Source organism: Pseudomonas sp. P1_F7 (assembly GCF_056405655.1).
This window is the reverse complement of the sequence record NZ_JBFUBR010000020.1, coordinates 15,381-42,193: the sequence shown is the minus strand read 5'-3', so window position 1 is coordinate 42,193 and position 26,813 is coordinate 15,381. Positions and strand designations below refer to the sequence as shown.

The following is a 26,813-nucleotide window of genomic DNA, read 5'->3' as shown; positions in this document are numbered from 1 at the left end:
AGCGGCAGACCAGTCGACATCGATGTTGAATGACACTCCGCCATCGCGAGCAAGCTCGCTCCCACAAGGTCCGTCCCACAGAGTCCGTGTTAAACCAGCCGAGAGGAGTTGCAGCCATGACCCGTCTAACTGCCAAAGATTTCGCCCCTGAACTGCTGGAACTCTACGACTACTACGCCCACGGCAAGATCAACCGCCGGGAGTTTCTCGATCGCGCGGCGTTGTTTACCTTCGCCGGTTTGACCGCTGGAGCCCTGCTCGCCGCGCTAAGCCCCGACTATGCGCTGGCCGAGCAGGTCGCGTTCACCGATCCTGACATTTTTGCCGAGTACATTACCTACCCTTCGCCCAAGGGCCACGGCCAGGTTCGCGGTTATCTGGTGCGCCCGGCCAAGGCCACCGGCAAAGTACCAGCGGTGGTGGTCGTGCACGAAAACCGCGGGCTCAACCCCTACATCGAAGACGTGGCCCGGCGGCTGGCCAAGGCCGGTTTCATCGCCCTTGCCCCGGACGGCCTGAGTTCGGTCGGCGGTTATCCGGGCAATGACGACAAGGGCCGCGAGCTTCAGGCCAAGGTCGACCCGGAAAAGCTGATGAACGACTTTTTCGCCGCCGTCGAGTGGATGATGAAACACCCTGCCGCCAGCGGAAAAGTCGGCATCACCGGATTCTGCTACGGCGGTGGCGTGACCAACGCCGCTGCCGTGGCCTATCCGGAACTGGGTGCCGCCGTGTCGTTTTATGGTCGCCAGCCAGCGACCGAGGACGTGCCCCGCATCAAGGCACCGGTGATGCTGCACTACGGCGAGCTGGATACGCGGATCAACGAAGGCTGGCCCGCCTACGAGAAAGCCTTGAAGGCCGGCGGCAAGACCTATGAGGCCTACATTTACCCGGGCTGCAATCATGGTTTCCACAACGACTCCACACCGCGCTTCGACGAGGAGGCGGCCAAGCTGGCGTGGGAGCGGACGTTGGGGTGGTTTCGCAAGTATCTGGTTTGACCAGAGGTTGAGGCCGGCAGGACTGGCCTCATCGCGAGCAAGCTCGCTCCCACAGGGATCTCCAGCGAACACAAGAAATGTGTACGACAGAGATCCAATGTGGGAGCGAGCTTGCTCGCGATGGCGATATCCCTGCTGGTGACTACTTCGGCTGAGCCACGGTCCGCAGATACGGCTTCAGAGTCTTGAAGCCATCCGGGTATTTCTTCTTCGCGTCCTCGTCAGACACCGAGGTCGGAATGATCACATCCTCACCCGGCCGCCAATTCACTGGTGTGGCGACGGTGTGCTTGGCATTGAGTTGCAGGGAGTCGAGCAGGCGCAGCACTTCGTCGAAGTTGCGCCCGGCGCTCATCGGGTAGATCAACATGGCCTTGACCTTCTTGTCCGGGCCGACGATGAACACCGAACGCACCGTGGCGTTGTCCACTGCCGTGCGCGCGCCGCCGCTGGCATTGGGGTGGATCATGTCGTAGAGCTTGGCCACCACCAGGTTTTCATCGCCGATCAGCGGATAGTTGACCGCCGTGCCCTGGGTCTCGGCGATGTCACCGACCCAGCGGTTGTGGTCACTTACCGGGTCGACGCTCAGACCCAGAACCTTGGTGTTGCGCTTGTCGAATTCCGGTTTGAGTTTAGCCAGGTAACCCAGTTCGGTGGTGCACACCGGGGTGAAATCCTTGGGGTGGGAAAACAGGATGGCCCACCCATCGCCGATCCATTGGTGAAAGTTGAGGGTGCCTTCGGTGGTGTCGGCGGTGAAATCCGGTGCTTCGTCGCCAATACGGATAGCCATGTTCGATCTCCTTGCAGTGATGGACAGGGACGCCGTCAGGGCAACGAATGCGCTTTCAACGGCATGGACGCGAGACAGTATAGGAGAGGTTAGACGACTCGCCGGGACGGGTTGAATAAGTCGCTAGCCCACCAGCGCAATCAGCTGCTGACGCTGGGCATCGGTCAGCATCGGACCGAAACCGGCCCGGGCATTTTCCGCCATGTAGCGCGGGTTGCCGGTGCCCGGAATCACACACGTCACCGCCGAATGCGACAGCAGGAACTTCAGCGCCAGTTGCGGCCAGCTCTTGACCCCGACTTGCGCCGCCCAGCCTGGCAGCGGTTTATCTTTCAGTTTGGCCAGCAAGCCGCCACCGCCAAACGGCCGATTGCAGATCACCGCCACGCCCCGCTCACGGCACAACGGCAGCAAGCGTTTCTCGACACCACGATCATCCAGGGCGTAGTTGATCTGCAAGAAATCCAGTGGCTCGGCCTTGAGTACCGCTTCCACTTCTTCATGGGCCGACGCCGTGTAATGGGTGATGCCGATGTAGCGAATACGCCCTTTTTCCTTCCAGTGGCGCAGGGTCGGCAGGTGCGTCTGCCAGTCCAGCAGGTTATGGATCTGCATCAGGTCGATCCGGTCGGTCTGCAACAGGGCGAAGGATTGCTCCATCTGCGCGATGCCTTCTTCGCGGCCCCGGGTCCACACCTTGGTGGCCAGGAACGCCGGCGAGCGCGGCTCATGGATCGACAGCAACTCGCCGTTGGTCTGTTCGGCGCGACCGTACATCGGCGAGCTGTCGATCAGCTTGCCACCCTTGTCGAACAACGCATCCAGCACCGCGGGCAAGTCTTTGTACGCCGGTTGCGAAGGCTCGACATCGAATCCGCGATAAGTGCCCAACCCTACGATCGGCAAGGACTCGTTGCTGGAAGGAATGGCGCGGGTCTGCATGGTTTTGCCTCCTGTTCCCGTCGACGGCACGGGTTGTGCACCCGCCGGTCCGAACGTGAAGACCGCCGAAGCACCGGCGGCCAGCGTGAGTATTGCTCTACGGGTGTCCCCCCTCAGGATGGCTCATAAAACGCTTCTCACCAATCGCCCGGGTTCGGCCTGTTGCGCCGACAATCCGGATAACCCGCGCCAAGGGTCGATTGACTACACTCACAAAACCTTGCGGCGCTAGCCACTTTCAAACCCCGAGCAGTCAATGCCGCCCACTAACGTTAGTCGAATGTCGCGCACCCTGGTGTTACTCGTCGTCATCATCGCTGCGTTGTACCTGGCGCTGTGCGTGGCGCTGTTCGTGTTTCAACGGGCGCTGATTTACTACCCGCAACCGCGCGCCGTCGGGACAGCCGTGACGCTGCTCACACTGCCGATTGCCGACGCACAGGTGCTGGTCTCCGTCCGGCCTCACGATGGCCCGAACGCGCTGGTTTATTTCGGCGGCAATGCCGAAGACGTCTCGCGCAATTTGCCTGAATTCGCCCAAGCGTTCCCTGACTACGCGCTGTATCTGCTGCATTACCGGGGCTACGGCGGCAGTTCCGGCTCGCCCTCCGAAGAGGCCATTGCCCGCGATGCCGTCACGTTGTTCGACCAGGTATATGCCAACCATCCGCATGTGGCGGTGGTCGGACGCAGCCTGGGTTCCGGGGTTGCCGTGCGCCTGGCCAGCCAGCGTCCGGTGGCACGACTGGTACTGATCACGCCCTACAACAGCCTCGAAGGGCTCGCCGCCCGTCAGTTTCGCTGGTTTCCGGTGCGCTGGTTGTTGAAGGACAAATACCCGTCCTGGCGCTATGCCGCCCACATCACGGTGCCGACTCGTCTGATTGCCGCCGAGCATGATGAAGTGATTCCGCGCCCGAGCACCGAGCGTTTGTACACACACTTCGCCAAAGGCGTGGCGTCACTGCAGGTGATACCGGGGACGGGGCATAACTCGATCAGCGAAAGCCCTGAATACTTAAAGGCGCTGGGAGATGGGTTGTAGCAAGTTGGAGGTTTGGGCTGGCGAAAAAAAACGGTCCGGGCAAGCGCGACCACGCTTGCCGGACCAAAGGACCCTACACGCAATCAAAAACGCGGTTTGACCGCCTTCCACTCCGGTTTGTATCGCTGCATCTGCTTCACGTCATCGCGTTGGCGAATGCCGCACGTCAGGTACTGGTCATGCAGCTTGCCCAACTGGTCGTGGTCCAGTTCCAGCCCCAGGCCCGGGGCGCGGGTGATTTTCACGCAGCCATCGACAATCGGCAGCTTGCCGCCCCTGATCACCTCTTCGTCAGGCTCCTGCCAGGGGTAATGGGTGTCGCAGGCGAAATCCAGATTCGGCACCGCAGCGGCGACATGCGCCATGGCCATCAGGCTGATGCCCAAATGCGAATTGGAATGCATCGACACCCCAAGACCAAAGGTTTCGCACATTTTCGCCAACGCCTGCGTGTCACGCAGGCCACCCCAATAATGGTGGTCGGCGAGGACAATCTGCACACTGTTCTGCGCCACGCTGCGGCGCAACTCGTCGAAATCCGTGACCACCATATTGGTCGCCAGGGGCAACCCGGTGCGCTTGTGCAGTTCGGCCATGCCCTCCAGGCCCGGCGTCGGATCTTCGTAATACTGCAGGTCATCACCGAGCAATTCGGCCATGCGGATCGAGGTTTCCAGCGACCAGTTGCCGTTCGGATCGATGCGCAGCGGGTAACCGGGGAAGGCCTTTTTCAGCGCCTTGATGCATGACACCTCATGCTCCGGCGGCAAGGTGCCGGCCTTGAGCTTGATGCTCTTGAAGCCGTAGGCCTCGATCATCCGTCGCGCCTGGGCAACGATCTGTTCTTCGTTCAGGGCCTCGCCCCAGTTGTCGGGCTTGTAGGGTGAATCGACGTGTTGCGCGTACTTGAAGAACAGGTAGGCGCTGAACGGAATCTCCTCGCGGATGGCCCCGCCCAGCAAGTCCACCAAGGGCACGTTCAGGTAGTGCGCCTGCAAATCCAGGAACGCCACTTCGAACGCTGAATAGGCATTGCTGACCGCTTTGCTGGCATGAGAGCCCGGCGCCAGTTCGGCACCGGCAATGCTCACCGGTTTATTCGCCGCCACCGTGGCCTGGACGATGGCACGCAGTTGATTGAGGTTGAATGGATCAAGGCCGATCAGTTGCGTTTGCAGCTGCTGCTGAATCGCCAGCGCCGGAGCGTCACCATAACTTTCACCCAGGCCGATGTAGCCGTTGTCGCTCTCGATCTCGATGATCGAGCGCAGCGCGAAGGGTTCGTGGATGCCACTGGCGTTGAGCAAGGGCGGATCACGGAAGGCGATGGGCGTAACAGTGACTCGTTTGATTTTCAAGAGGCGGCTCCCGTTGGATCAGTTTTCAGGGCTGGATGACTGCTGGGCTTTTTTGCTGGCGTGCCTTCGGCCGGTTGGCCGGTCAGCGCACGGAGGGCATCGCCACGCGGGGCGGTACGGGCGAAAAAGATCACGATGGCGGCGACCAGCGAGGTGCCAGCCAGGCCGTACAGGCCGCCTTCGATGGAACCGGTGGTCTGCTCCAGAAAACCGAACGCGGTCGGCGCGACGAAACCGCCTAGGTTACCGACGGAGTTGATCAGGGCGATCACCGCCGCGGCGATCCGGGCATCGAGATAACCTTGGGGAATCGGCCAGAACAACGCCGAGGCTGCCTTGAAACCGATCGCGGCAAAACAGATGGCGACGAAGGCAAAGACCGGACCGCCAGTGGTGGACATGAACATGCCGAACGCGGCGATCACCAATGTCACCGCGACCCAGGCCTGCTGGTACTTCCATTTGCTGGCCATGGCCGCGAAGCCATACATCGCGATGATGGAGATGATCCACGGAATCGAGTTGAACAGGCCGACCTCGAAATCGCCGAGGTTGCCCATTTTCTTGATCATGCTCGGCAGCCAGAACGTGGCGCCGTAGATGGTCAGGGCGATGGAAAAGTAGATGAAGCAGAACAGCATGATCTGCCGGTCGGCCAACAGTTTGAAGATCGAGGGTTTGACGCTCTGCGAAGCTTCGCGAGCCTGTTGTTCCTGAGCGATAGCGCCGATCAGCGCGGTTTTTTCTTCGTCGCTCAGCCACTTGGCTTGCCGAGGGTGGGATTGCAGCCAGAACCAGACGAACCCGCAGAGCACGATGGAAGCAAAGCCTTCGATCAGGAACATCCACTGCCAACCGTGCAGGCTCAAGCCGCTGACGTTGAGCAATGCACCGGACACCGGGCCGGAAATCACCGAGGCAATGGCCGAACCACTGAGGAAAATCGCCATCGCCTTGCCGCGCTCGGTCGACGGTAGCCATTGGGTGAAGTAGTAAATGATGCCGGGAAAAAACCCCGCTTCGGCGGCGCCGAGTATGAAACGCAGAACGTAGAAGCTGGTTTCGCCACGGACAAACGCCATGGCCATCGCGGCGGCGCCCCAGGTAAACATGATCCGCGTCAGCCAGGCGCGGGCACCGTAGCGTTGCAACAGCATGTTGGACGGCACTTCGAAGATCGCGTAACCGATGAAGAACAGCCCTGCGCCCAGGCCATAGGCGGCGGCGCCAATGCCCAGGTCGGTTTCCAGGTGGCTGCGCACGAAACCGATATTAACCCGGTCGATGTAGTTGACGATGAACATCACCACGAACAGCGGCAGTACATGGCGCTTGACCTTGGCGGCGGCGCGGGCGAGCACGTTCGGGTCTGGCGGACTCTGGAGGGTTTTCAAGGGGCGACTCCCGATCATTGTTTTTTTAGGGATAGCTTTGGGGATTGCTTGAGGCGTGGCCCGATCATGGACGCGAGTATTGATCCCGTCTAATCTAACTTGGCATTCGATTGATACCTGGATTAGATCAATGTTCGAACTGACTCAACTGCGATGCTTCACCACCGTGGCAACCGAACTGAATTTCCGCCGCGCTGCCGAACGGCTGAACATGACCCAGCCGCCTCTCAGCCGACAGATTCAATTGCTGGAACATCACCTGGGCGTCGCATTGTTCACCCGCAGCACCCGCAGCGTCGCGCTCACCGCCGCCGGCCGGGCCTTCTTTATCGAAGCCCAGAACCTGCTGGAGCGCGCCCAGCAAGCGGCGGTGACCGCGCGGCGATTCGCCGAGGGCGACATCGGTTCGGTCAATATCAGCTTCGTCGGCAGCGCGGTCTACGAGTTCCTGCCCAAGGTCATCGCTGAGGCGCGACTCAAACAGCCCCACGTGAAAATCGATCTGTCGGAGATGAACACCTACCAGCAACACGAAGCCCTGCGCGCCCGCCGCATCGACCTCGGCATTGCCCGGTCGCCGCTGCTGGAACCTGGCTACTCCACCGAATGCCTGGTGCGCGAACCGTTCGTGCTGGCGGTGCCGAGTACGCACCGCCTGGCCAGCGCCGAATCGGTATCGGTCCAGGACCTCGATGGGCAGCCGTTCCTGATGTACTCCCACGCCGCCTACCCGCCATTCAACGAACTGCTGACCGGCATGCTGCGCTCGGCCCGCGTCGCCCCGGATTATGTGCAATGGCTGGGCTCGTCCCTGACCATCCTGGCGCTGGTCAACGCCGCCATGGGCCTGGCCCTGGTGCCGCGTTGCGCGACAAGCGTGGTGTTCAAGAACGTGGTGTTCCGCGATATCGATTTGGGCGAAGGCGTGCAGAGCGAGCTGCACCTGATCTGGCGCGAGAACAACGACAACCCGGCGTTTGCGATGTTACTGGAGGGGATTCGGCGGGCGGTGCGGGAGGGATGGGGGGTGTAGATCAGGTTTGAAAAATCCGCTATCAGACAAACACCTGTGGCGAGGGAGCTTGCTCCCTCGCCACAGACAAGCCCTTAAGTCGCGACCATTGGTCCGAGATTATGTCTTCGCCCAATAAAAACATATTTTTATGCCTATATTGATATTGTCGAACGTTCCCACTCTCAGAGGGTGCCGTCATGAATATCAAAACCCTGGCTTTGCTCCTGCTGGCTTTCTGTGCGCAACCGGTCTGGAGCCAGACGCCTGCCGCCTCACCCGCCGCTGCCGACAGCCCCGCGCTGACCACGCGCCTGGCCGAGCGTGACCTTTGGGTCGAACACATTTTCTGGATCAGAAACTACGCGTTGGCCAATCAATCCGCCGACAAAAAGCAAGCCAAAGTCGCGGCGGACCAAGTGGTCGACAACGCCACCAAAATCGCCAACAGCATCGCCCCGCTCTACGGCCAACCGGCGGCGGATCAACTGCTCAAGCTGCTTGCCGGCCATTGGGGCGCGGTGAAACACTACAGTGATGCCACCGTCGCGAAAGATGCGAAAGGCAAACAGGCTGCCGTCACCGAGTTGACCAGCAACGCCAAGGCGATTGCGGCGTTTCTGGCTACGGCGAACCCCAATCTGCCTGAGGCGACACTGGTGACGATGTTGTCAGCCCATGGCGGTCACCACATCACCCAGATCGATGAATTCGCGGCACACGATTACGCTGGCGAAGCCCGTACCTGGGCGATGATGCGCACGCACATCCTGGCCCTGGCCGACGCCTTGACCGGCGCGCTGGTCAAGCAATTCCCGGATAAGTTCTGATATCGCGCGAGGGCACACCATGCTGGAAGGACTGGGCCGAACACAGCAGGACCTGCTCAATGCGCTGCTGCACCATGGGGGTGGCATGAGCATTGACGAGTTGGCTGAACAACTGGCCGTCACGCGCACGGCGATCCGCCAACACCTGGCGGCGCTGGAGCGTGACGGTCTGGTGCTGCGCGGCGATACCCGGCCGACGGGGCGTCGCCCGGAGCAACTGTATCGGCTCACCGACCACGCGCGGGAGCAGTTCCCTCGCCACTATCAGCTACTGGCCAGCGTATTGATTGATGAAGTGGCGGGCATCATCGGTCCCGAAGCCCTGACTTCACTGATGCGCAGCATGGGCCGCAAGCTGGCTTTGGACCGTGAACGAGAGGTCGTGGATGAAGCCAGGATCGTCCAGCACATGAACCAGGCAGGCTACGAAGCCGAGGTGTTTTTTCGCTCAGGCGACACCCCGGAAATCGTTGCGCATAACTGCGTCTTCCATCGCCTGGCCGCCAAGCACCCGGTGGTCTGCGAACTGGACCTGGCCTTGATCGGCGCGTTGGGCGGCGGCGAAGTCGAGCACAGCGAGTGCATGGTGCGTGGCGGGCATGTCTGTCGCTTCAGACTGCGACCGAGCGAAACCCCGGACGTCGCGACTGACGCTGCTCCAGCCAATACCGACCAGCCAACCTAGCGCTTGCGTGACAGCCGTTGCTGCCAGTTTCCGGCGTTGTCCCGCTGGCAGGCTTCTTCAGAGTCGAAAAACACATGGGGCGCCACCGGACCAACCTGAACTTGCGCCTCACCCAAGGCCATGGCAGTGAATTCGACCATGCGTTCGCCCTGCCCTTTGCCCAGCGCCTGCTCCCTGGCGGCCTGCGTATCGAAGACCCAAACCACCTTGAGACTGGCCGGAAATCGGGCATAGTCGGCGACATGGGTCAACCACTGAAACCCGACGATTTCCGCTTTGGCCGTCTCGCACGCTTCGGTCAGGGTGGCGACCAGACGCCGTTCGATATGTGCCTGATCGCGTTTGCTCAAACCCATGGATTGCTCCTTGTCTGGGGCGAAAAGGTCCCATCATACAGCCCCGCCGACACCCTTCGTCGGACTCATGGCTTCGCCCGAAAATAGACATGTCTGCGGCGTGAACCTTGTTTCGAGGCGCCAGTCATAGCCCAGCGCTTTTCCCCACTTTCTTCGTTGTCATCTCATCAGAGTTGTCCGTCCATGCGCCAAACTGTCGTTGCCTTGCGCTTTTCTTCGCTGTGCCTGTTGTCCCTGCTCCCCGTTTTTGCCAGCCCCGCCCACGCCGATGGGCAACGGCAACTGGTAGACGCCATCAACGACTATCGCGCCCATCCGCAACGCTGCGGTCTGAGACCGACGCAACGTTTATCACCCCTGACACTCAAGTCGAACCTGGCCTTACCCGTTGGCTATGGCGGTGGGTTGCGGGACCGGTTAAAGGCTTCCGGCTATCAGGCAACCATGGTGCGGTCGATCCGTGTGGTGGGTGCACGGGATGCCGAAGAAGCCTTCGATATGTTCCAGGACGAGCACTGCGCCGCGCTGCTCGACAACCAATACGCAGACATCGGCGTCAGCCGCGCCGGGAGTGAGTGGCAAGTGGTGCTGGCGCGGCCGGTGCTCGACGGGCAAACCGGCGATCCACGCAGCGCCGCGCAGGCATTGCTGGCACAGGTCAACGCAGCGCGGGCCAAGCCGCGACTTTGCGGTCGCCAGCGTTTTGCCGCCGCACGGCCGCTATCCTGGAGTGCAGCCTTGGGCTCCGCAGCACAAAGCCACAGCAAGGATATGGCCTACGGTAACTATTTCGCCCACCAGGACCCCGACGGAGACATGCCCTATGACCGTGCCAAGGCCGCCGGCTACCGTGGCCGGCAGATCGGTGAAAACATCGCCGCCGGGCAAGGTTCACCCAGCAAGGCCATGGCCGGCTGGCTCGCCAGCCCCGGGCACTGCGCCAACCTGATGAACCCGATGTTCACCCAGGTCGGTGCCGCCTACGCCGCCAACGCTCGCAGCGACAACGGCGTTTACTGGACGATGCTGTTTGGCGCCCCTTGAGCCGCTGACCGGACCCACCTTGCGGGCATTAAAAAGCCCGCACTGGGCGGGCTTCGTGGGTGAATGTAATAAGTAGGTGGCCGGCGCTGGTCTCCGGCTTACAAGGTTTATCAGGCCTCCCACAAAAGAGCCGTGAAACTGTAATGGAACTCTTCTGCTTCACACGGCATAAGGGCTGGATCCCAGCGCGGGGATCTTTCTAACCGTGTACCCTTCGGAACGCGCCCCACGTCCCCTTGCTATCCTTTTGCGCATCAGTCTGCGTCTTCACCTACAAGGTTGAGGATAGCAAAACAGGCACGATTGCCAACCGCGCTTTTAGACCGATTTCGACCAGCAGAAAACATGGCAGGACAGAAAAATACTATCGATCCAGGGATGACTTTACATGGATGAGTTTCACCACGGCAGTTGCCTCTGCGGCGCCATCAAGTACGGCCTGTCGACCGAGCTGAAAGCCGTCACCCATTGCCATTGCAGCCAATGCCGCAAGGGCCATGGGGCTGCGTTTGCAACCTATGCCAGCGCGCCCGCCTCGGCACTCTCGATCATGACTGGCGCAGATTCACTGCAGGCCTATGAATCGTCCAGGGGTGTCACGCGACAGTTCTGTTCCCGCTGCGGATCTTCGCTGTTCTGGACTGACTCGACAGGAGCGTTTTCCGATTGGGTTTCGGTTGCCCTCGCTACGCTGGATACGCCACTACGAACAGGCAAGCAAAAACACGTTTACGTCAGCTCGAAAGCGGATTGGTACGACATCAACGATCAGCATCCACAAGCGGACTGAATGGTGGTGCGAGCAAGCTCGCTCCCACAGTGACTTCGGTTGCTCACAGATTTTGCGTACACCCACTAACCCTGTGGGAGCGAGCTTGCTCGCGATGGCGTCCTTACAGCCAGCATCGCTGTGACTAACCCACCGTTATCGCGAGCAGGCTCGCTCCCACAAAGGTTGTACCTGGTGATCTGGCTGCAGCGCCTCACGAAGGCCGACGCACTACCCTCACCTTGCCGCTATCACCGCCACCGCAGAACAACCGCTCGCCACCATCGGACTCCAGCCCCGACACGCCGACGCCTTCCGGCATCTTGAGGCTCTCCAGTACTTCACCGGTTTGCGAGTCGATGCGCCGCAGTTCACTCTCGTCGCCCTCCCAGGTGCCATGCCACAGCGAACCTTCAACCCAGGTCACGCCGGTGACGAAACGGTTGGATTCGATGGTGCGCAGGATCTTGCCGGTCTCGGGGTCGATCTGGTGGATCTTGCGTTCGCGATACTGGCCCACCCACAACGTCCCTTCGGCCCAGGTCAGGCCCGAATCGGTGCCTGCGCCGGGGGCAGGAATCGTCGAGAGGATGCGGCCGGTGCGGGGGTCGATTTTCTGGATGCGGTCTTCGGCGATCTGGAACAGATGCTCGCCATCGAACGCGGTGCCAGCATGGGCAGCGACATCGATCGAGCTCAGCAGCTTGCCGCTTTCCGGGTCCAGGGCATTGATTTTGCTGTTGCTGGCGAACCAGACCTTTTCGCCGTCCCAGGTGACGCCGCACACATGGTCGACATCGGCAAACGGGCCATATTCACGAATGATTTCAGCAGTTGCGTGTTTCATCTGGCATTCCTCGATGGGGGTTGGTGGCGTTCATCCTAGCCACCGGGCAGCGGCGCCGGGAGTAACAAGGTCGTCGCGAATCCCGGCACGGGCGGTGTCATCCAGCGCCGCGCGCGGCCACGGCCAAACCACTGCACCTTGCCCTCTTCCGCCAGCGTATCGAGCGCCCGTTGCACTGTGCGCTGGCTGGTGCCCAGTGCCAAGGCCAGGGCGGAACTCGACCACGACTCACCATCGGCGAGGCAGGCAATTACCGCGGCAAATTTTTCCTCGACCGGTTGCGCCAGTGTCACCACCTCCGTACACACCGGCGATTGCAGGGCATAACCACGGGCCGTCGCGATGACGTCGGCCAACGGCTTGAGTGCCTTACGCAGCCTGCCGATTTCCACACGAAGCCGGGCGCGATGGGATTCATCCGAGAGCTTCAGACGGAACGCCCGGGCGATCAGCGTTTCCCGCGCAACGTCGGCGGGCCACGCTTCGGCCAATGCGCGGGCAAGCATGAACAGGATCGGGCGTGTAGCGAGCGACACCGACATGCCACAGCCACGCACCGCGTACCGGCAGGCATCCACCACCAGCGACGTTGAACAGAGCAACGCTTCAACTTCATCGAGCAACAGCGGTCGTGCTTCACCCTGGGCAATCAGGCGTGCTGCGGGTGCGTCGAGCAGGCGCGCAGCGTGTTCGACCTCGGCCATCAGCGCGGCAATCCCGGTTTGACCGGCCGCCTGTCTGGCCCTCGCCAGCGCATCCCGTGCCGCGTGCGATTGCAGGCGTCGAATGGCGATCCCCGCCATGACCAGTTCATGGGTCGCACGCAATGCCGGCGGCAATGGGCCGGGGTCGAGTTCGGCCAGTAACTGCTGCGCCTCATCGAGCTGACCAATCAACAGCAACCGGCGGATTTGCAGATAACGGGCATGGGCGGCATTGACCCGGTCACCGTGGTGTTCAAGGGTGACCCGCGCCATTTCGAGCGCCTTGACCGGCCACCCGAGTTCTCGCGAAGCCAGGGCGATTTCGGCCTCGGCCACTACACAGCGCGCACGGGCCAATACTTCCTTGGGCGCAAAGGCCCGCTGCGCGCGTTTGACCAGCGCCCGAGCCCGAACCAGATCGCCCAGTTGCGCCATGGCGATACCGCGCAGGGCCAGCGCCGGCGCATCGTCGCGCAAGGCCACGCGGTCCAGTGCACCCAGCGGATTGCCCGCCGCCAGCGCCTGGGCGGCTGCCGTGATCATCGAGTCCATCGAAATCCCGCCACGCTTGTCACTCCCACCATTCGATACCCGGGTTTAGTCTAAATCACGACCTTTCACCAGGAGCGTACAACGATGAACACGCACAAAACCGCGACCCGGGAACAATGGCTGGCGGCACGTTTGCAACTGCTTGAAGCGGAAAAGGCCCTGACCCGACGCAGCGATGAAGTGGCGCGACAACGCCAGGCATTGCCATGGGTTCGCCTCAACAAGGCTTATCGCTTCGATACCGACAACGGCAGCGCAACCCTGGCCGAGCTCTTTCAAGGGCGCTCGCAACTGCTGGTCTATCACTTCATGTTCGGCCCCGACTACACGGCCGGCTGCCCTTCCTGCTCAGCCATCGCCGATGGCTTCGACCCCGTCGTCGTCCACCTGGCGAACCACGACGTGACCCTGATGGCGATATCCCGCGCGCCGTTGGCGAAACTCCAGGCCTACAAGCGCCGAATGGGCTGGACCTTCCCCTGGGCCTCGGCCGCCGATAGCGACTTCACCGCCGACTACAACGTCTACTTCACCGAGGCGCAGCAACGTGAAGGCTTGGTTGAGTACAACTACCAACGCGGCGGCCATGCGATGGACGCCAGCCAGATTCCGGAACCGGTGAAACAGTTCGCCGCGACCTGTGGAACCGATGCGCCGACCTATACCCGCGACAGGCCAGGGCTGAGTACGTTTGTGCTGGAAGACGGCGAGATTTATCACACCTACTCCACCTACGCGCGAGGTCTGGACGGATTGTGGGGCATGTACCAATGGCTCGACCGCGCGCCCAAGGGACGCAATGAAACGGGCCCCTGGTGGCGCCGGCATGATGAGTACCAGTGAGCGCCAGCGGGGTCACTGACCGCCGATGAAGACATCCGCCAGTTTGTCCACCAGTGCAGGTTTGGTCTGGGAGACCCAGCGTCGGGTCGCCCATTCCTGCCATTCCTCGGCACGGTCCAGGGTGTATCGCGGCACAAAGTCGCCGAGGAAACGGCCGAGGTTCTGCAGAGTGACTTCATGCCCGGCGTTGGCCATTTGCTCAAGCAAATCCCTCAGGGCCACTTCGAATTCGGGCGGCCACTGTTCGCCGGCCAACACCTGCTCGACCGAAGGGCGTCGATCACAGCCAAGTGAATGACGGACTGGCATTGGCATTTTCCTCGGTACGGCGTTGTGAATGATGCATCCCTGAAACTGGTGGTTACTCAATTCGCTCCGCCTTTATTACAAGCAAAGGCAGGAATTACGCCTGATTAATCTAGAAATGCGACACCAGCATTGAGCTCAAACACGGGCTGATATAGAACACCTCGGCAGCATTTGCCGCAGTTGCTCAATCCGCGTTCTAAGGGCTCGAATGTGAAAATAAAAACAAACAAAATCCTGGTCTCCCCCTTGCTCCTCTCTCTGCTGATGCTTCATGGGGCTCCCACCTTTGCCGAGGAAGTTGCCAGCCCCCCTTCAAATCTTTTAACGGCCGCCGTCGCCTGGAAGCAAACAGCAGCTGAGTTTGAGGCGCTTTACTATCAAGGGTTCAACGTAGCAAGAATGCAACTGGATCGAGCCCTCCAGGCTCACAAAGCTGGCGATCGACCTTTAGCTATCATCAGCGATGTCGACGACACCGTTCTGAATAGCAATAGCTATTGGGGCTACATGATCAATGCCAATAAAGAGTTTTTCGACGACACTGCGTGGGATAAATGGGTGGCTGAGAATGGCCCGGTTGCAACGCCTGGTGCGGTGGATTTCTTGAGCTATGCGCAATCGAAGGGTGTTGAGGTTTTTTACGTCACCAGTCGTGACCAAGGCGAAAAAACCTTTGAATACGCCTTGGCGAATCTTCGGAAAAACAATCTTCCGTTTGCCGATGAAAAACATCTGACGGTTTATCGTGAAAGCTCCAACAAGGAGCCGCGTCAATCAGAGATCGCCAAGGATTACGATGTGGTGGTGATGCTTGGTGACAACCTCAACGACTTTAAGCGCAAGTACTACGTCGCTGACGTTAAACAACGTAATAGCCTTATGACCGAAGACAAAGAGCAGTTTGGCCGCAAGTTTATTATCTTTCCGAACCCTACCGATGGCCACTGGCTCAAAGCCATTTTTGGCGATTCAGAACCACCGGCCACGCCGGAAAACCGTGCTAAGTTCAAGGCGGCGGCTAGCTCTACAGCCTGGCAGCTTAAGCAATAACAGGGCTGGGTCTGACAGCAGGTTTGAGGAGGCGGTATGAACCATCATGGCGCCCCCCCTTAACCAGCCAGGCCAAGATGGGTTTTCTCACTTTTTCCTGGTCGTAGTCGGCCCAAATACCCCGATAGAACGCGACACGTTTTCAGCATCGTAAACGTGTCGCGACATCTGCCATGCCGACATTGGAGATCTGAATCACTCTCGGTTTGAAGGCACCTTCGAGCGCTGACATGAGGCTCCCCCAGAAGCGAATGCCCCGGTTTCACTCATATGACGATGTCAGACGTGCACCTACGGGCCGTTTTCAGCCTGTCGCGACAGGCCACAATCGGCTGTGGATTCAACCGGTTGACGCAACAGATTGGCTAAATCGTTCAGCGGGTGTTTCGTAGTCTAGTGTTTTCCGAGGGCGGCTGTTGGCAGCTGTTCGCGAGGAGGCAGTGCAGCGCAATTGCGATCACTTCGTGCTAGATACCGGCCTGCATATGCCGCTGGCCCAACGCTTCTATTTTCGCCAGTGGCTGCTGGCCCACGGCATGCACTTCACTCAGAGCCTTCAGACAGAGAATCAGGCATGAATAATGTTCTGTTGATCAATGCCAGCCCGAATGGCCAAGTTTCCCATGCGAACCAGGTCGCACTGGAATTAGTGGCATCCCTGCGGCACCGGTATCCGGGGCTCGAACTGGTTGAACGCGATCTGGGCAGGCATCCGCTGCCACCGCTCGGTATGGACTACGCCCATGCCCTGGGCTACAACTACACCGTTCGACTCACCTACGTTCGAGGTCTCCGAAGCGCTGATCGGCGAGTTGGAGCGCAGCGATATCCTGCTCATTGCCACCCCGATGCACAACTTTACGCTCCCTGCCGCGCTCAAACTCTGGATCGACTACGTCCTGCACATTCACCGGACATTCAGTTCAGGCCCCGAGGGCAAGACCGGTCTCCTGAGCAACCGTCCGGTGTACGTGTTGGTTGGTTCCGGTGGCTTTCATCAGGGCGAGTTGGCACGGCAACCGGATTTTCTAACGCCTTACCTACGCCAGGTACTTAACACCCTCGGACTGTTCAACCCGCACTTCACCTACCTTCAGGGTTTGGTGTTCGGTGAAGAGGCCGTCCGAGCAACGGTCCATGATACCCGTGCCCGACTGTCACTGGAGCCGCTGTTCAGCAACCTCATTTGCGACGGATCCGCCGGGGCTCAGAATTGCCATTTAGCGTCTCGCCAAGGCTCACAAGCTCGCTGCGCTCAAAGGCGTAACAATACGCACTGAAGTTGCCGCGTATTGCCCCTTTCGCATCTCAAGGAGTTCGCCTTGAAGACAATCGCTCTGGTCGCTTTCGACCAACTCACTGATATCGACCTGTTCCTGATGTGGGACATTCTAGGCCGCAACACCGAGGACTGGCACGTCCGGATACTGGGCTCCAGCCCTATCGTGCGATCGGCGCACGGCCTGCCTGTTTCGGTGCACGGTCCGCTTTCCGAGGCCAATAGCGCCGACGCAGTACTGTTCGTCAGCGGCAAGGAGGGGATACCCGCCGCGCTTGCCGCTCCGGATTTCCTGCCGTCGTTTGAACTCGATCCCAGACGCCAGCGAATCGGCTCCATCTGCGCCGGAGCCTTCATTCTCGAACGGCTCATCAGTAGAACTCGTCTAGCAAACAGTAAAACGCTATACGTTGCTGATCTGGCTCTACACCATAGGCGCGAAAAAATGGCGCTACCCATGCCTGTCCAAGGTTGCGCTCTATGCTTCGGACAGCCAGTGCAAGATCTTGATAGATGTCACTGATGCCTAGCCGGCCGCAGTCGATGTAGCCGGTAAAGCTGCTTCCTTCGACCATGAAATTCGGTAGGCAGGCATCGCTGGAAGTGGTTGCACACGTTTTTCTGTTGGGGGTTGGCGCTACCGTCGTCATGGATTTGTGGATGTTCCTCATGAAGGCCTTTGGCGTTCCAACGCTGAATTTCGCTTTCGTCGGGCGCTGGGTAGGTCATGTATGCCAAGGCAAATTCGCTCATGCCAGCATTGGACAAGCGATGCCGGTGCGAGGTGAAGTGGTCCTGGGCTGGGTGGCGCACTACGCCACGGGTGTTGCTTTCGCGGTGTTACTGGCGTGCATTCAAGGAGTCGCCTGGCTGCAGGAACCAACTTTCCTGCCAGCAATCGCTTTGGGCGTGGCAACAGTGGCAGTCCCTATCTCGAGCTGGAATGTGAGTACAACCTGGATCTGACAGCCCCCCTCAGCGTCAGTACTCCGACATCACCACCATCACTTCAGCGTCAGTGCCATCCTCGCTTTCAGCCAGATAAATATGACCTATTGAGCTGTTGAAATAGGCTGTTTCGCGACAGCCAATGCTGAGGGATTCACCCGTTTCGAATTGAATGCGCACACGACCTGAAAGGACGACGGCGAACTCTTGTCCGGGGTGACGGATGTAGTCTTCGAACTGATTCAGTTCGCGCGCACAGATCCGCGCGTACATGGGCGTCATGCTGCGTCCGGGGAAATCCCCCGCCATCGGGTGATATTCGTAATTGCCCGTACTGTAACCCGCCGCACTGTCGATGGCGGTGCTGACCACCGTGGGCTGTACAGCACTGACGCCCGCCTTGGCCGGACTGAAAAGCTGGGAAATGTCCACACTCAGGGCCCGAGCTGCGGCCGCGAGTTTTTCGTAACTCACCGACACTTGCGCCAGCTCCATCTTCGACAAGGTCGACAGCGCCACGCCTGAACGCTCAGACAGTTGTTTAAGCGTCAACTTCTGGTTTTTGCGGATGACACGCAGGCGGGCACCGACCTGGGCGCGATCTATCAAGGGATGGTCCGTGGGACACGAGACTCGATCGGAACTCATGCAGACTTCTCTGTCGTACGAAAAACGGTGCCTGGGGCTGAGCCAAGGCAAGGGCTGGAATAATACCTCAAGGTAATGGGTTGACTGGGAAATTCTCATATCTTACATTTCTCTTATCTGAGAATTATAAAAACAGAGGGAAGAACATTTCTTCCCCATCCCCAGAGACAGGAGGTACTTCGGTATGCACGACAGCGAATGTTTCGATTTCGCCATCATCGGCGGTGGTATTGCGGGGGCCTCCCTGGCCTATCGCTTGGCCGGGCAAGCCAGCGTTGTGGTACTCGAGCGTGAGAGCCAGCCGGGTTATCACGCCACCGGACGCTCCGCCGCAATGTTCATGGAAAGCTATGGCACACCGCAGATCCAGGCATTGACCCGCGCCAGCCGGGACTTCTATGAGCAACCGCCAACTGACTTCACCGAACATGCGCTGCTGGAACCTCGCGGCTGTCTGTATGTCGCAGGCGAGGGGCAGCAATCCCTGCTGAAACAAACCTTCGAAGTCAGCCAGGCACAGGCTGGAAATGTTTCATTGATTGATACCGAGCACGCCCTCGCGTTGGTGCCGTGCCTGCGCCCAGAGGCGATTGTCGGGGCGATGCTCGAAACCGACGCCCGTGACCTGGACGTCCACGCGCTGCACCAAGGTTTTTTGCGGGCCATGCGCCGAGCCGGTGGCGTGCTGCAGTGCGACGCCCAACTGAGCGTCGCCACCCGCGAAGGTCGACACTGGCACCTGACACTGGCCGACGGCCGCCAGTTGCGCGCACGCAATCTGGTGAACGCCGCAGGTGCCTGGGCCGACCAGGTGGCGCAGCAATGCGGTGTGAAGCCCATTGGGATGCAGCCCTGCCGACGCACCGCCTTTACCTTCGACGGCCCTGAGGGCATGGACTTCTCACGATGGCCTGCGGTGATCGGCATCGACGAAAGTTTTTACTTCAAACCGGACGCTGGCCAACTGCTTGGCTCGCCGGCCAACGCCGATCCCGTCCCGCCACAGGACGTGATGCCCGAAGAGCTGGACATCGCCACCGGGATCTACCACATCGAAGCCGCCACCTCCTTGACCATCCGCCGCCCACGCCACAGCTGGGCCGGCCTGCGCTCGTTCGTCGCCGACGGTGATCTGGTGGTCGGCTGGGACGATCACCGCGAAGGCTTCTTCTGGCTGGCGGCACAGGGCGGTTATGGCATTCAGTCCGCGGCCGGCGTATCGCAACTGGCCTGTGCCCAATTGTTCGATCAACCCCTACCCGAAACACTGCGCCGCCAGGGCGTCGAGCCACAACGCCTGGCACCTGGCCGCCTGCGTTAATCATTCATCCCAATGAGGTTCCGTACCATGTCTGACAATCTCCAGCGTTACCCCAGCCACCTGCCCTATCCGTTCTCCAAAGCCATTCGAGTCGGCGATTTTTTGTTCCTCTCAGGGCAAGTACCGATGACCCCTCTGGGCGAGGTGGTGCTCGGTGATATCCGCGAGCAAACCGAGGCCGCCATGGCCCGCATCGGCGAGACCCTGGCCGAATGCGGGGTGGGTTTTGATCACGTGGTGAAGGCCACGGTGTGGCTGTCGGACATGCAACATTTCGCCGGTTTCAACGAGGTGTACAAGCACCACTTCCAGAACGGTTTTCCGGTGCGTTCCACGGTCGGCGGCGCCCAGTTGGCGCTGGGGGTCGATGTGGAGATCGAAGTCCAGGCGTGGGTCGGCGCCCGCTGACCCACCCCTGCTGTTTGCCAGTGCGATGCCCCGGGAGGGCCATGAACAGTGGTCGTCCCCATAAGCCATAACAAAAACAACTTGAGGGAAATCGTCATGAAAGAAAGTCTGAAAATAGCCGGTGCATTTGTTGGTGTGATTGTCGGTGCAGGATTCGCCTCCGGTCGGGAGCTGCAGCTCATGTTCGTGGATTTCGGCGTATGGAGACTGCTCGGGGCGGTGGTCAGCGCCGCACTCTTCACCTTTCTCGGGATGGCATTGGCGGGCATGGGTAGCCGACTGCGGGCAAGGTCCCATAAGGACGTGGTGTATGCACTGTGCGGACGCTACCTGGGCACCTTTGTCGACATGATGGTCACCTTCTTCATGTTTGCGGTGACCGTGGTCATGTTGGCCGGCGGCGGCGCCTTGCTGGAACAACAGTTCGGCATCCCCGCCATGTTCGGCAGCGTGGCGGTGACCCTGATCGTGGTTGCCATCGTGTGCCTGGATGTGCAGAAGGTCATTGGCATGATCGGCGCCGTCACTCCGCTGTTGATCCTGACGGCGGTAGCGGTTGCCTTTTATGGCGTCGCCACCCGAGGCTTGAGTTTCGGTGAACTCAATCAACTAGCCAGCCAGCAAGACGCTGGCGCAAGCCATTGGCTGCTGGGAGCGTTGTTGTACGTGTCTTACAACATAGTGGCCGGGGTGCCGTTTCTGGCGATCATGGGCGGCGCCGCAAAATCCGAGAAGCAAGCCATTTGGGGTGGCATCTTCGGTGGCGCGTTGCTGGGGCTGCTGATGCTGGTGATGAGCCTGGGATTGCTGTCACGCCTGGACAGCGTGGCGGATTTGCCAATGCCCATGCTGTCCATCGCCACGGAGGTTTCGCCAGTCCTCGGTCTGCTGATGGCGGTGATCATTTTCCTGATGATCGTCAACACGGCCGTCGGTACCTTGTATTCCTTTTCGGCCCGGCTACTGCCGGCAGGCACTCGCAAATTCCGCGTCGGCTCAGCGGCCGCTGGCGCACTGGCTTTCGTCGGTAGCCTGGTCGGGTTTGTCAACCTGGTGGGCCAGGTCTATCCACTCTTTGGCTACCTGGGCTTCTTGCTGATTGGCGCAGTGGTCGTTGGCTGGTTACGCGTAGGACGCCTGGCCCAGGCTTAATCAGTCGATAGTGGCATGCTGAGCAAAAGAACGATCAGTGCGACCATGACCATCAACGGAATCGGCTGGCCGTACGGGGCGATACTCATGCCAGCGGCCCAAATAGACTGTCAGCGTCCAGAGCAAACCGGTGCTGGCGTTGGCGGTCACAGTTCCAGCCCCATGTATTGCTGATCGATCAGAATCAGTGCCAGGTAAATCTGCAAACGGAGGACCGTTGCGCGGAGCACGCATTTGGCACAATGTTTTCTTCCTGACTCAATCGTTGAGGCCTCATGATCCGCGACTTTCGAAACGTTGACCTAGAGCCCGTATTGGACATTTGGCTACGAGCGTCAATCCAGGCGCATCACTTCATAGCCCCCGAATTCTGGCGTAGCCAGCTTGCTGCTATGCGTGAGGTCTACCTACCCGGCGCCACGTCCCGAGTGTTTGAGGCAGACGGGACGGTAGTAGGATTCTGCTCTGTATATGGAGACACACTTGCGGCACTATTCGTATCGCCTGAGCGTCAGGGGGACGGTATAGGTACGCAGCTTCTCGCGGACGCCATGGCATCTAAGTCAACTCTACAGCTGACTGTGTATTCAGCGAATGCGCCTAGTATCCATTTCTATGAGAACCAGGGCTTTGTAGTTCTCAATGAACAACTGGACGTGCACACTGGCCACCTTGAGAAGGTGATGCGCTGGGTCGCCTAATCTGACTAATGTAGCTATAGGCGAAAGGAAAACGACAGGTCGCGCTAGCTTCAGCGTAAGCGTCTGCCCAACTGACCTTACGTCGTTAAGGGCCCGTGATTTTCGATGGGAAGACAGACAAGGAGCAATCAACAGCTGGCGCAAACCCGGCGGGTACTCCGTACCAGTCTCCGGATGTTTTCTTCGAGGACAAACAAACCCCTACCTGCGTACGCAAATAGGCGACGCGATCCCCGACTTGCACATTGCTGACACCGTCCCCACAACGGCGACACGCCCAGCGCCTTAAAGCCCAAGCCCGGATGGCAACGCAATGGGCACCGCTCCCTTACGTTGGGTAACGTCGAGGAAGTTGACACCAATAGCTTCTTGCTCGAGCCAAACCTCGCCTTGTCCTGGCGATTGTTGGCTCAGTGTCTCCAGGTTCAGTACTTCAGGATTGCCGGACTGGCTAAACCGGATCGCAGATACCATGGTCATTTCCCCTTAGTCAGAAGCTGACTTCACATAGTTGTCTCTAGCGTGAGAGCTGATCCCCTGATGAACAATACTGACTTGCTGCAGATAATTAGTGCACAGATTGCAGCAGTCACATCTCTGATACCAAGCGTTATTGCGTGGAGCGTTGCGGGTCGTAGCGATTATGGAGACGCCAAAGGTTATCGCCGAACGTCCACTTCACGCCCTTCGTGACTGAGAGCAATCGGCCAAATGCAGACTATAACGGTGGCACGCGGTTATGATCCGGGATAACCAGGCTCCCTTGGACCCACGCTTATGCCCGCCTCGCAAATCCGCCCCTCACCCGCGCCACTGCTCAAACCAGGAGAGACGGTGGTCTTGTTTGACGGTGTCTGCAAGCTGTGCAATGGCTGGGTGAGGTTCGTGATTCGCCATGACCGCCAGCGGCGCCTGCGGTTGGCGGCGGTTCAGTCACCCGAGGGACAGGCTCTGCTCGCATGGGCAGGTTTGCCCCTGGATCAATTCGACACCATGGCGGTGATCCGCGACCGACACTACTGGGTGCGTTCGCAAGCATTTTTCGAAATCTTTGCCCGGTTACCCGCACGCTGGCGCCCCGTGAACCTGTTGCGCATCTTCCCTCGCAAACTTCGAGATTGGGCATACGACCGCATTGCGCTTAATCGTTATCGGCTCTTCGGGAAATACGACACATGCCTGTTGCCGGATCCTGATCATGAACAGCGCTTTTTGAAAGCGCCCCTATGAACGCCTGCAGGTGACGTGACGACCTGGATCAATACTCGGGTTGAAGCTATACCGAAAGGGTTCAGAGTGGGGATGGACCACACGCTCGATTAGCGACTGAGGAGAACTTCGCGGTGTCGAATCAGCTGGTCATACGCAACATGACCCGTCCCGAGCTGGACGAGCTCGTCGATTGGGCTGCCCGTGAGGGTTGGAATCCCGGCCTTCACGATGCCGAGCTGTTCTGGGCTACGGACCCTGCCGCCTTCATCGCGGCGTCCCGGGGCGGCGAATTGATCGGCGGCGGTGCCATCACCTCCTACAATGGCGAATTCGGTTTCATGGGTTTTTTCATCGTCCGGCCTGAATATCGCGGTCAAGGTCTGGGTAATACCCTCTGGCATGCGCGCCGCGAGCGACTCCTCGCCCGCCTGCGCCCAGGCGCGAGCATCGGCATGGACGGCGTCTTCGCGATGCAGGACTACTACGCCAAGGGTGGTTTCGTCTTCTCCCATCGCAACATGCGTTTTCGTGCCAATCTCAGCGCCCGCCCGACGACCTCGCAGGTAGACGACCAGGACATCGTCCCGTTGGCCTCCTTCCCGTTCGATCAGGTTGTCGATTACGACCGCACCTGCTTCCCCGCCCCGCGCGCAAGCTTCCTGAGCGGGTGGATAGCCCAAGCCGACGCACTTACTGTGGGTTGCCAGCGCGAGGGCAGGCTAAGCGGCTATGGCGTAGTAAGGCGCTGCCGGGAAGGCTACAAGATCGGCCCCTTGTTCGCCGATGACGCCCTGGCAGCCAATGCCCTCTACGCGCGCCTGGCAGAATTTGCCGAGGGTGGCCCGCTGTTTCTCGATGCCCCGGAGAATAACCCCGCCGCGATGGCGCTCGTGCACCAACAGGGCATGATCGAGGTTTTCGGCTGCGCACGCATGTACCTCGGCCCTCCTCCGGCGATCGCGCACGAACGTGTGTTCGGCGTCACGACCTTCGAGCTGGGCTGATGTCCGCTCGCGACCTCATCGGTTATGGCGGCTGCCCACCCCACCCGCGATGGCCCGGTGAGGCGCATGTCGCGGTCCAGTTCGTACTCAACATCGAAGAGGGCGCGGAGTCATGCACTCTCAATGGCGATGCACAGTCGGAGGCCTGGCTTCACGAACTACCGGGCCGCCCGCCGCGTGTGGGGGAACCGGACTTGAGCGTCGAGGGCATGTACGAATACGGATCGCGCGCAGGTGTGTGGCGCATTCTGGAGCTGTTCAGCGCCCGAGGTCTGCCGCTGACCGCCTTCGCCGTCGGCCGGGCACTGGAACTCACCCCGGCGATTGGCCATGCGCTCTGCGCTGCCGGGCATGAGATTGCCGGGCATGGCTACCGTTGGCTGGACTATCGCGATATGCCTGAAGACCAGGAGCGGCGCCATATCCGCCTCACCCTCGACGTGATCGAGCAAATCTGCGGTAAACGCCCCGTAGGTTGGTACACAGGAAGGGTCAGCCAGAACACCCGCCGCCTGTTGCGTGAGGAAGGTGGGTTTCTCTATAGCTCAGACGCCTACAACGATGATCTGCCCTATTGGCTCCCAGGTTCGCCCGCCCACCTGGTGATCCCTTACACACTGGTCAACAACGACGCCCGCTATCTGCTGCCGAATGGTTTCGCCTGCGGTGAAGACTTCTTCCGGCTGCTCAAGGATGCTTTCGACCTGCTGTGGCAGGAGGGCACGCAACACCCGAAGATGATGAGCGTCGGCCTGCATGGGCGGATCAGTGGCCATCCTGGTCGTGCGATGGCGCTGGCGCGCTTTCTCGATTACGTGCAAGGCCACGACGCGGTGTGGATCTGCCGGCGCGAAGAGATTGCCAGGCACTGGATAGCCCAATTCCCCGCCTGAGTGGCAAGTGGTTCGGAACGGCCTGAGCCACGCTGGCGTTCTGAATTCGGCACACTCGCCCGTGCGCTGGCCCTGGCCGCGCTCAAGGCGTCATCGCAGACTATTCTTGATCTGGGTAACCGACCGGGCGCACCGAAGGAGGTCACTCGTTTATGCACTGTGTCTTTTTCGAAATCCGCGCGGTTCGATCTGATGCATGAAGGCAAATCGATCCGCGCCGTTATCGAGTTCCGATGAACTACCGGTCTGGGGCACGGCCCCAGGCACTTTTGTCTGACACCCTGAAACGGAGACGCCAGCATGAGCACCTTGCAACTTCACCCTGCACTGGACAATGGTATCCAACCCGCCGCCGCGAATTTCACAGGTGGCACCCTGCAATGCCTGTGTGCGACCGACAAGGTCGAGGTCAAGATCGACGCACAAACTCTGCATAACCACGCGTGCGGCTGCAGCAAGTGCTGGAAACCACAAAACGCGACATTCGCCGTCATCGCCGTGGTGCCTCGAGATAAGGTCAGCGTCATTGCCCACGGTGAAAAACTGGCGATTGTCGACGAATCTGCCACCATCCAGCGCCACGCCTGCAAGCAGTGTCACGCCCATCTCTTTGGGCGCATCGAGAACAAGGACCATGCGTTTTATGGCCTGGACTTCGTCCACACCGAGCTTTCGCCACAGAGCGGATGGGCTGCGCCGGGATTCGCGGCGTTCGTGTCCTCCATCATCGAAACCGGCACACCGCCAGCGCAAATGAAGGCTATCCGCGAGCGCTTGCGCTCGATCGGCCTGGAACCCTATGACTGCCTGTCCCCGGACTTGATGGACGCACTGGCGACTCATGTCGCCAAACAGAAAGGCTTGCTCCCCGCCGCCTGATTGATCGGTCGCCGGCACCCCCGGCTTGCCGAGCCAGCCCGCCGGCCATACGATTCGACTATTCCTCAGGCGGAGGAGTCATTGTGAAGCCGGTGATGCTCCTGACGTGCATCCTGGCGCCTGCCATCGCTCTGGCGCTGGCATCCGCCGGCCTGCATGCCGACGACCCGTTCGCGCCGTTGCGCGACGCCATGGTGCGGGAGATCGCCAACATGTCGTCCGTCACCCGCGACGAAACCGGCAGGGTCGAGTTTGCCGCGCCGGTGATGGCCGCGATGGCCAAGGTGCCACGCCATGAGTTCGTCCCGCCCGACGAGGTGCCCTACGCCTACGAGAATCGCCCGCTGCCGATCGGCTACGGCCAGACCATCTCCCAGCCCTACATCGTCGCCCTGATGACCGATCTGACGCAGGTCGGGCCCGGCGACGTGGTACTCGAGATCGGCACTGGCTCGGGCTACCAGGCGGCGATCCTCGCCGAGCTGGCGCAGGCGGTCTACACGATGGAGATCATCGATCCGCTGGCAGTGCAGGCCGGGGAGCGCCTGGGCCGTCTGGGATATGCGAAGGTGCAGGCCCGGCTGGGCGATGGCTACCACGGCTGGCCCGAGCACGGGCCTTACGACGCCATCCTCGTCACCGCCGCCGCCAGCCATGTGCCGCCGCCACTGATCGCCCAGCTCAAGGCCGGCGGACGGATGGTAATCCCGGTCGGCGCGCCGTTCATGATCCAGTACCTGCTGCTGATCGAGAAGGCCGGCGACGGCAGTGTGTCCACCCGGCAGGTGCTGCCTGTGCGCTTCGTACCGCTGGTCGGAGGCGGTTGAG

Annotated in this window: 29 protein-coding genes and 4 pseudogenes; 22 read left to right on the top strand and 11 right to left on the bottom strand. The window is 60.2% G+C overall.

The features are described from left to right. Positions 1-116: 116 nt before the first annotated feature. Positions 117-1,004 (top strand): YghX family hydrolase, encoded by an 888-nt coding sequence (yghX, locus tag AC1D1M_RS26405; protein ID WP_477777919.1) that lies wholly within the window; start codon positions 117-119, stop codon positions 1,002-1,004. Between the two features lie 142 nt (positions 1,005-1,146). Here yghX and AC1D1M_RS26400 read toward each other — a convergent pair whose 3' ends face one another. Both AC1D1M_RS26400 and AC1D1M_RS26395 read right to left on the bottom strand, forming a co-directional pair. Continuing rightward, positions 1,147-1,800, bottom strand: coding sequence for a peroxiredoxin (locus tag AC1D1M_RS26400; protein ID WP_056727305.1), 654 nt, complete (start codon positions 1,798-1,800; stop codon positions 1,147-1,149). Between the two features lie 123 nt (positions 1,801-1,923). Beyond that, complete coding sequence (locus AC1D1M_RS26395; RefSeq protein ID WP_477777918.1) at positions 1,924-2,742, bottom strand: aldo/keto reductase; 819 nt, start codon at positions 2,740-2,742, stop codon at positions 1,924-1,926. A 256-nt stretch (positions 2,743-2,998) separates the two neighbouring features. Here AC1D1M_RS26395 and AC1D1M_RS26390 point away from each other — a divergent pair, with 256 nt between their 5' ends. Next, positions 2,999-3,787: an alpha/beta hydrolase gene (locus tag AC1D1M_RS26390; protein WP_477777917.1), complete on the top strand. Its 789-nt coding sequence runs from the start codon at positions 2,999-3,001 to the stop codon at positions 3,785-3,787. A gap of 83 nt (positions 3,788-3,870) precedes the next feature. Here the strand turns inward: AC1D1M_RS26390 and AC1D1M_RS26385 are convergent, their stop codons facing one another. Both AC1D1M_RS26385 and AC1D1M_RS26380 read right to left on the bottom strand, forming a co-directional pair. Then, positions 3,871-5,145, bottom strand: a complete 1,275-nt coding sequence (locus AC1D1M_RS26385) for a glucarate dehydratase family protein (RefSeq protein WP_477777916.1) — start codon at positions 5,143-5,145, stop codon at positions 3,871-3,873. Continuing rightward, complete coding sequence (locus tag AC1D1M_RS26380; protein ID WP_477777915.1) at positions 5,142-6,539, bottom strand: MFS transporter; 1,398 nt, start codon at positions 6,537-6,539, stop codon at positions 5,142-5,144. Before AC1D1M_RS26380 ends, AC1D1M_RS26385 begins: the two co-directional genes overlap by 4 nt. A gap of 130 nt (positions 6,540-6,669) precedes the next feature. On the opposite strand from AC1D1M_RS26380, the gene AC1D1M_RS26375 reads away from it, so the two are divergent. The 3 genes from AC1D1M_RS26375 to AC1D1M_RS26365 all read left to right on the top strand — a co-directional run bounded on the left by AC1D1M_RS26375 (position 6,670) and on the right by AC1D1M_RS26365 (position 9,066). Continuing rightward, on the top strand, positions 6,670-7,572 hold the full coding sequence (locus tag AC1D1M_RS26375; protein WP_477777914.1) for a LysR family transcriptional regulator: 903 nt from the start codon (positions 6,670-6,672) through the stop codon (positions 7,570-7,572). A gap of 179 nt (positions 7,573-7,751) precedes the next feature. Continuing rightward, positions 7,752-8,381: a hypothetical protein gene (locus AC1D1M_RS26370; RefSeq protein WP_477777913.1), complete on the top strand. Its 630-nt coding sequence runs from the start codon at positions 7,752-7,754 to the stop codon at positions 8,379-8,381. 19 nt (positions 8,382-8,400) lie between these two features. Further along, the gene (locus tag AC1D1M_RS26365; RefSeq protein ID WP_477777912.1) at positions 8,401-9,066 is read left to right on the top strand and encodes a helix-turn-helix transcriptional regulator; all 666 of its coding nucleotides are present in this window, start codon (positions 8,401-8,403) and stop codon (positions 9,064-9,066) included. Here the strand turns inward: AC1D1M_RS26365 and AC1D1M_RS26360 are convergent. After that, complete coding sequence (locus AC1D1M_RS26360; protein ID WP_477777911.1) at positions 9,063-9,422, bottom strand: hypothetical protein; 360 nt, start codon at positions 9,420-9,422, stop codon at positions 9,063-9,065. The two genes, AC1D1M_RS26365 and AC1D1M_RS26360, sit on opposite strands and share 4 nt — an antisense overlap. A 183-nt stretch (positions 9,423-9,605) precedes the next feature. On the opposite strand from AC1D1M_RS26360, the gene AC1D1M_RS26355 reads away from it, so the two are divergent. Together AC1D1M_RS26355 and AC1D1M_RS26350 are read left to right on the top strand one after the other, a co-directional pair. Next, a complete protein-coding gene (locus AC1D1M_RS26355) occupies positions 9,606-10,466 on the top strand; it encodes a CAP domain-containing protein (protein WP_477777910.1) in 861 nt (286 codons plus the stop codon). Between the two features lie 388 nt (positions 10,467-10,854). Further along, complete coding sequence (locus AC1D1M_RS26350) at positions 10,855-11,256, top strand: GFA family protein (RefSeq protein ID WP_477777909.1); 402 nt, start codon at positions 10,855-10,857, stop codon at positions 11,254-11,256. 193 nt (positions 11,257-11,449) lie between these two features. On the opposite strand, the gene AC1D1M_RS26345 is transcribed toward AC1D1M_RS26350, so the two are convergent. Together AC1D1M_RS26345 and AC1D1M_RS26340 are read right to left on the bottom strand one after the other, a co-directional pair. Then, positions 11,450-12,082: a Vgb family protein gene (locus AC1D1M_RS26345; protein ID WP_477777908.1), complete on the bottom strand. Its 633-nt coding sequence runs from the start codon at positions 12,080-12,082 to the stop codon at positions 11,450-11,452. 35 nt (positions 12,083-12,117) lie between these two features. Next, positions 12,118-13,338 (bottom strand): helix-turn-helix domain-containing protein, encoded by a 1,221-nt coding sequence (locus AC1D1M_RS26340; RefSeq protein ID WP_477777907.1) that lies wholly within the window; start codon positions 13,336-13,338, stop codon positions 12,118-12,120. An 84-nt stretch (positions 13,339-13,422) separates the two neighbouring features. Here AC1D1M_RS26340 and AC1D1M_RS26335 point away from each other — a divergent pair, with 84 nt between their 5' ends. Then, positions 13,423-14,181, top strand: coding sequence for a DUF899 domain-containing protein (locus AC1D1M_RS26335; RefSeq protein WP_477777906.1), 759 nt, complete (start codon positions 13,423-13,425; stop codon positions 14,179-14,181). 12 nt (positions 14,182-14,193) lie between these two features. Here AC1D1M_RS26335 and AC1D1M_RS26330 read toward each other — a convergent pair whose 3' ends face one another. Continuing rightward, on the bottom strand, positions 14,194-14,490 hold the full coding sequence (locus AC1D1M_RS26330; RefSeq protein WP_477777905.1) for a hypothetical protein: 297 nt from the start codon (positions 14,488-14,490) through the stop codon (positions 14,194-14,196). 210 nt (positions 14,491-14,700) lie between these two features. On the opposite strand from AC1D1M_RS26330, the gene AC1D1M_RS26325 reads away from it, so the two are divergent. The 4 genes and pseudogenes from AC1D1M_RS26325 to AC1D1M_RS26310 all read left to right on the top strand — a co-directional run. Next, positions 14,701-15,540 (top strand): 5'-nucleotidase, lipoprotein e(P4) family, encoded by an 840-nt coding sequence (locus AC1D1M_RS26325; RefSeq protein ID WP_477777904.1) that lies wholly within the window; start codon positions 14,701-14,703, stop codon positions 15,538-15,540. A gap of 410 nt (positions 15,541-15,950) precedes the next feature. After that, a pseudogene (locus AC1D1M_RS26320) lies at positions 15,951-16,118 on the top strand (GNAT family N-acetyltransferase); the annotation flags it as partial. Beyond that, a pseudogene (locus AC1D1M_RS26315) lies at positions 16,115-16,730 on the top strand (FMN-dependent NADH-azoreductase); the annotation flags it as partial. The pseudogenes AC1D1M_RS26320 and AC1D1M_RS26315, both read left to right, overlap by 4 nt. A 132-nt stretch (positions 16,731-16,862) precedes the next feature. Then, positions 16,863-17,189, top strand: a pseudogene (locus AC1D1M_RS26310) (DJ-1/PfpI family protein); the annotation flags it as partial. A 1-nt stretch (position 17,190) separates the two neighbouring features. On the opposite strand, the gene AC1D1M_RS26305 reads toward AC1D1M_RS26310, so the two are convergent. Continuing rightward, positions 17,191-17,394, bottom strand: coding sequence for a phosphotransferase (locus tag AC1D1M_RS26305; RefSeq protein ID WP_477777903.1), 204 nt, complete (start codon positions 17,392-17,394; stop codon positions 17,191-17,193). On the opposite strand from AC1D1M_RS26305, the gene AC1D1M_RS26300 reads away from it, so the two are divergent. Further along, positions 17,393-17,785 carry a DUF2938 family protein gene (locus AC1D1M_RS26300; protein ID WP_477777902.1) on the top strand — a complete coding sequence of 131 codons (393 nt, stop codon included), beginning with the start codon at positions 17,393-17,395 and terminating at the stop codon, positions 17,783-17,785. The two genes, AC1D1M_RS26305 and AC1D1M_RS26300, sit on opposite strands and share 2 nt — an antisense overlap. A 15-nt stretch (positions 17,786-17,800) precedes the next feature. On the opposite strand, the gene AC1D1M_RS26295 is transcribed toward AC1D1M_RS26300, so the two are convergent. Continuing rightward, positions 17,801-18,415: a helix-turn-helix domain-containing protein gene (locus tag AC1D1M_RS26295; protein WP_477777901.1), complete on the bottom strand. Its 615-nt coding sequence runs from the start codon at positions 18,413-18,415 to the stop codon at positions 17,801-17,803. Positions 18,416-18,599: 184 nt separating this feature from the next. Here AC1D1M_RS26295 and AC1D1M_RS26290 point away from each other — a divergent pair, with 184 nt between their 5' ends. The 4 genes from AC1D1M_RS26290 (at position 18,600) to AC1D1M_RS26275 (ending at position 21,997) form a co-directional block, all read left to right on the top strand. Then, positions 18,600-19,736 (top strand): NAD(P)/FAD-dependent oxidoreductase, encoded by a 1,137-nt coding sequence (locus tag AC1D1M_RS26290; RefSeq protein WP_477777900.1) that lies wholly within the window; start codon positions 18,600-18,602, stop codon positions 19,734-19,736. 27 nt (positions 19,737-19,763) lie between these two features. Continuing rightward, positions 19,764-20,144, top strand: a complete 381-nt coding sequence (locus AC1D1M_RS26285; RefSeq protein ID WP_477777899.1) for a RidA family protein — start codon at positions 19,764-19,766, stop codon at positions 20,142-20,144. Positions 20,145-20,240: 96 nt separating this feature from the next. Further along, on the top strand, positions 20,241-21,296 hold the full coding sequence (locus tag AC1D1M_RS26280) for a YkvI family membrane protein (protein ID WP_477777898.1): 1,056 nt from the start codon (positions 20,241-20,243) through the stop codon (positions 21,294-21,296). Between the two features lie 275 nt (positions 21,297-21,571). Beyond that, complete coding sequence (locus AC1D1M_RS26275) at positions 21,572-21,997, top strand: GNAT family N-acetyltransferase (RefSeq protein ID WP_477777897.1); 426 nt, start codon at positions 21,572-21,574, stop codon at positions 21,995-21,997. Between the two features lie 181 nt (positions 21,998-22,178). On the opposite strand, the pseudogene AC1D1M_RS26270 reads toward AC1D1M_RS26275, so the two are convergent. Beyond that, a pseudogene (locus AC1D1M_RS26270) lies at positions 22,179-22,471 on the bottom strand (alcohol dehydrogenase catalytic domain-containing protein); the annotation flags it as partial. Positions 22,472-22,774: 303 nt separating this feature from the next. On the opposite strand from AC1D1M_RS26270, the gene AC1D1M_RS26265 reads away from it, so the two are divergent. The 5 genes from AC1D1M_RS26265 (at position 22,775) to AC1D1M_RS26245 (ending at position 26,812) form a co-directional block, all read left to right on the top strand. Continuing rightward, positions 22,775-23,227: a thiol-disulfide oxidoreductase DCC family protein gene (locus AC1D1M_RS26265; RefSeq protein WP_477777896.1), complete on the top strand. Its 453-nt coding sequence runs from the start codon at positions 22,775-22,777 to the stop codon at positions 23,225-23,227. 113 nt (positions 23,228-23,340) lie between these two features. Continuing rightward, a complete protein-coding gene (locus tag AC1D1M_RS26260) occupies positions 23,341-24,213 on the top strand; it encodes a GNAT family N-acetyltransferase (RefSeq protein WP_477777895.1) in 873 nt (290 codons plus the stop codon). Next, complete coding sequence (locus AC1D1M_RS26255) at positions 24,213-25,106, top strand: polysaccharide deacetylase family protein (RefSeq protein ID WP_477777894.1); 894 nt, start codon at positions 24,213-24,215, stop codon at positions 25,104-25,106. The genes AC1D1M_RS26260 and AC1D1M_RS26255 overlap by 1 nt, the downstream gene beginning before the upstream one ends. Positions 25,107-25,406: 300 nt before the next feature. Then, positions 25,407-25,985, top strand: a complete 579-nt coding sequence (gfa, locus tag AC1D1M_RS26250; protein WP_095053526.1) for an S-(hydroxymethyl)glutathione synthase — start codon at positions 25,407-25,409, stop codon at positions 25,983-25,985. Positions 25,986-26,068: 83 nt separating this feature from the next. Beyond that, positions 26,069-26,812 carry a protein-L-isoaspartate(D-aspartate) O-methyltransferase gene (locus AC1D1M_RS26245; RefSeq protein ID WP_477777893.1) on the top strand — a complete coding sequence of 248 codons (744 nt, stop codon included), beginning with the start codon at positions 26,069-26,071 and terminating at the stop codon, positions 26,810-26,812. Position 26,813 lies beyond the last annotated feature (1 nt).

Excerpts from the sequence above, each read along its gene's own strand:
- yghX (WP_477777919.1), top strand. The coding sequence starts at position 117 with ATGACCCGTCTAACTGCCAAAGATTTCGCCCCTGAACTGCTGGAACTC.
- AC1D1M_RS26400 (WP_056727305.1), bottom strand. The coding sequence starts at position 1,800 with ATGGCTATCCGTATTGGCGACGAAGCACCGGATTTCACCGCCGACACC.
- AC1D1M_RS26395 (WP_477777918.1), bottom strand. The coding sequence starts at position 2,742 with ATGCAGACCCGCGCCATTCCTTCCAGCAACGAGTCCTTGCCGATCGTA.
- AC1D1M_RS26390 (WP_477777917.1), top strand. The coding sequence starts at position 2,999 with ATGCCGCCCACTAACGTTAGTCGAATGTCGCGCACCCTGGTGTTACTC.
- AC1D1M_RS26375 (WP_477777914.1), top strand. The coding sequence starts at position 6,670 with ATGTTCGAACTGACTCAACTGCGATGCTTCACCACCGTGGCAACCGAA.
- AC1D1M_RS26370 (WP_477777913.1), top strand. The coding sequence starts at position 7,752 with ATGAATATCAAAACCCTGGCTTTGCTCCTGCTGGCTTTCTGTGCGCAA.
- AC1D1M_RS26365 (WP_477777912.1), top strand. The coding sequence starts at position 8,401 with ATGCTGGAAGGACTGGGCCGAACACAGCAGGACCTGCTCAATGCGCTG.
- AC1D1M_RS26360 (WP_477777911.1), bottom strand. The coding sequence starts at position 9,422 with ATGGGTTTGAGCAAACGCGATCAGGCACATATCGAACGGCGTCTGGTC.
- AC1D1M_RS26355 (WP_477777910.1), top strand. The coding sequence starts at position 9,606 with ATGCGCCAAACTGTCGTTGCCTTGCGCTTTTCTTCGCTGTGCCTGTTG.
- AC1D1M_RS26350 (WP_477777909.1), top strand. The coding sequence starts at position 10,855 with ATGGATGAGTTTCACCACGGCAGTTGCCTCTGCGGCGCCATCAAGTAC.
- AC1D1M_RS26345 (WP_477777908.1), bottom strand. The coding sequence starts at position 12,082 with ATGAAACACGCAACTGCTGAAATCATTCGTGAATATGGCCCGTTTGCC.
- AC1D1M_RS26340 (WP_477777907.1), bottom strand. The coding sequence starts at position 13,338 with ATGGACTCGATGATCACGGCAGCCGCCCAGGCGCTGGCGGCGGGCAAT.
- AC1D1M_RS26335 (WP_477777906.1), top strand. The coding sequence starts at position 13,423 with ATGAACACGCACAAAACCGCGACCCGGGAACAATGGCTGGCGGCACGT.
- AC1D1M_RS26330 (WP_477777905.1), bottom strand. The coding sequence starts at position 14,490 with ATGCCAGTCCGTCATTCACTTGGCTGTGATCGACGCCCTTCGGTCGAG.
- AC1D1M_RS26300 (WP_477777902.1), top strand. The coding sequence starts at position 17,393 with ATGAAATTCGGTAGGCAGGCATCGCTGGAAGTGGTTGCACACGTTTTT.
- AC1D1M_RS26305 (WP_477777903.1), bottom strand. The coding sequence starts at position 17,394 with ATGGTCGAAGGAAGCAGCTTTACCGGCTACATCGACTGCGGCCGGCTA.
- AC1D1M_RS26295 (WP_477777901.1), bottom strand. The coding sequence starts at position 18,415 with ATGAGTTCCGATCGAGTCTCGTGTCCCACGGACCATCCCTTGATAGAT.
- AC1D1M_RS26290 (WP_477777900.1), top strand. The coding sequence starts at position 18,600 with ATGCACGACAGCGAATGTTTCGATTTCGCCATCATCGGCGGTGGTATT.
- AC1D1M_RS26285 (WP_477777899.1), top strand. The coding sequence starts at position 19,764 with ATGTCTGACAATCTCCAGCGTTACCCCAGCCACCTGCCCTATCCGTTC.
- AC1D1M_RS26280 (WP_477777898.1), top strand. The coding sequence starts at position 20,241 with ATGAAAGAAAGTCTGAAAATAGCCGGTGCATTTGTTGGTGTGATTGTC.
- AC1D1M_RS26275 (WP_477777897.1), top strand. The coding sequence starts at position 21,572 with ATGATCCGCGACTTTCGAAACGTTGACCTAGAGCCCGTATTGGACATT.
- AC1D1M_RS26265 (WP_477777896.1), top strand. The coding sequence starts at position 22,775 with ATGCCCGCCTCGCAAATCCGCCCCTCACCCGCGCCACTGCTCAAACCA.
- AC1D1M_RS26255 (WP_477777894.1), top strand. The coding sequence starts at position 24,213 with ATGTCCGCTCGCGACCTCATCGGTTATGGCGGCTGCCCACCCCACCCG.
- gfa (WP_095053526.1), top strand. The coding sequence starts at position 25,407 with ATGAGCACCTTGCAACTTCACCCTGCACTGGACAATGGTATCCAACCC.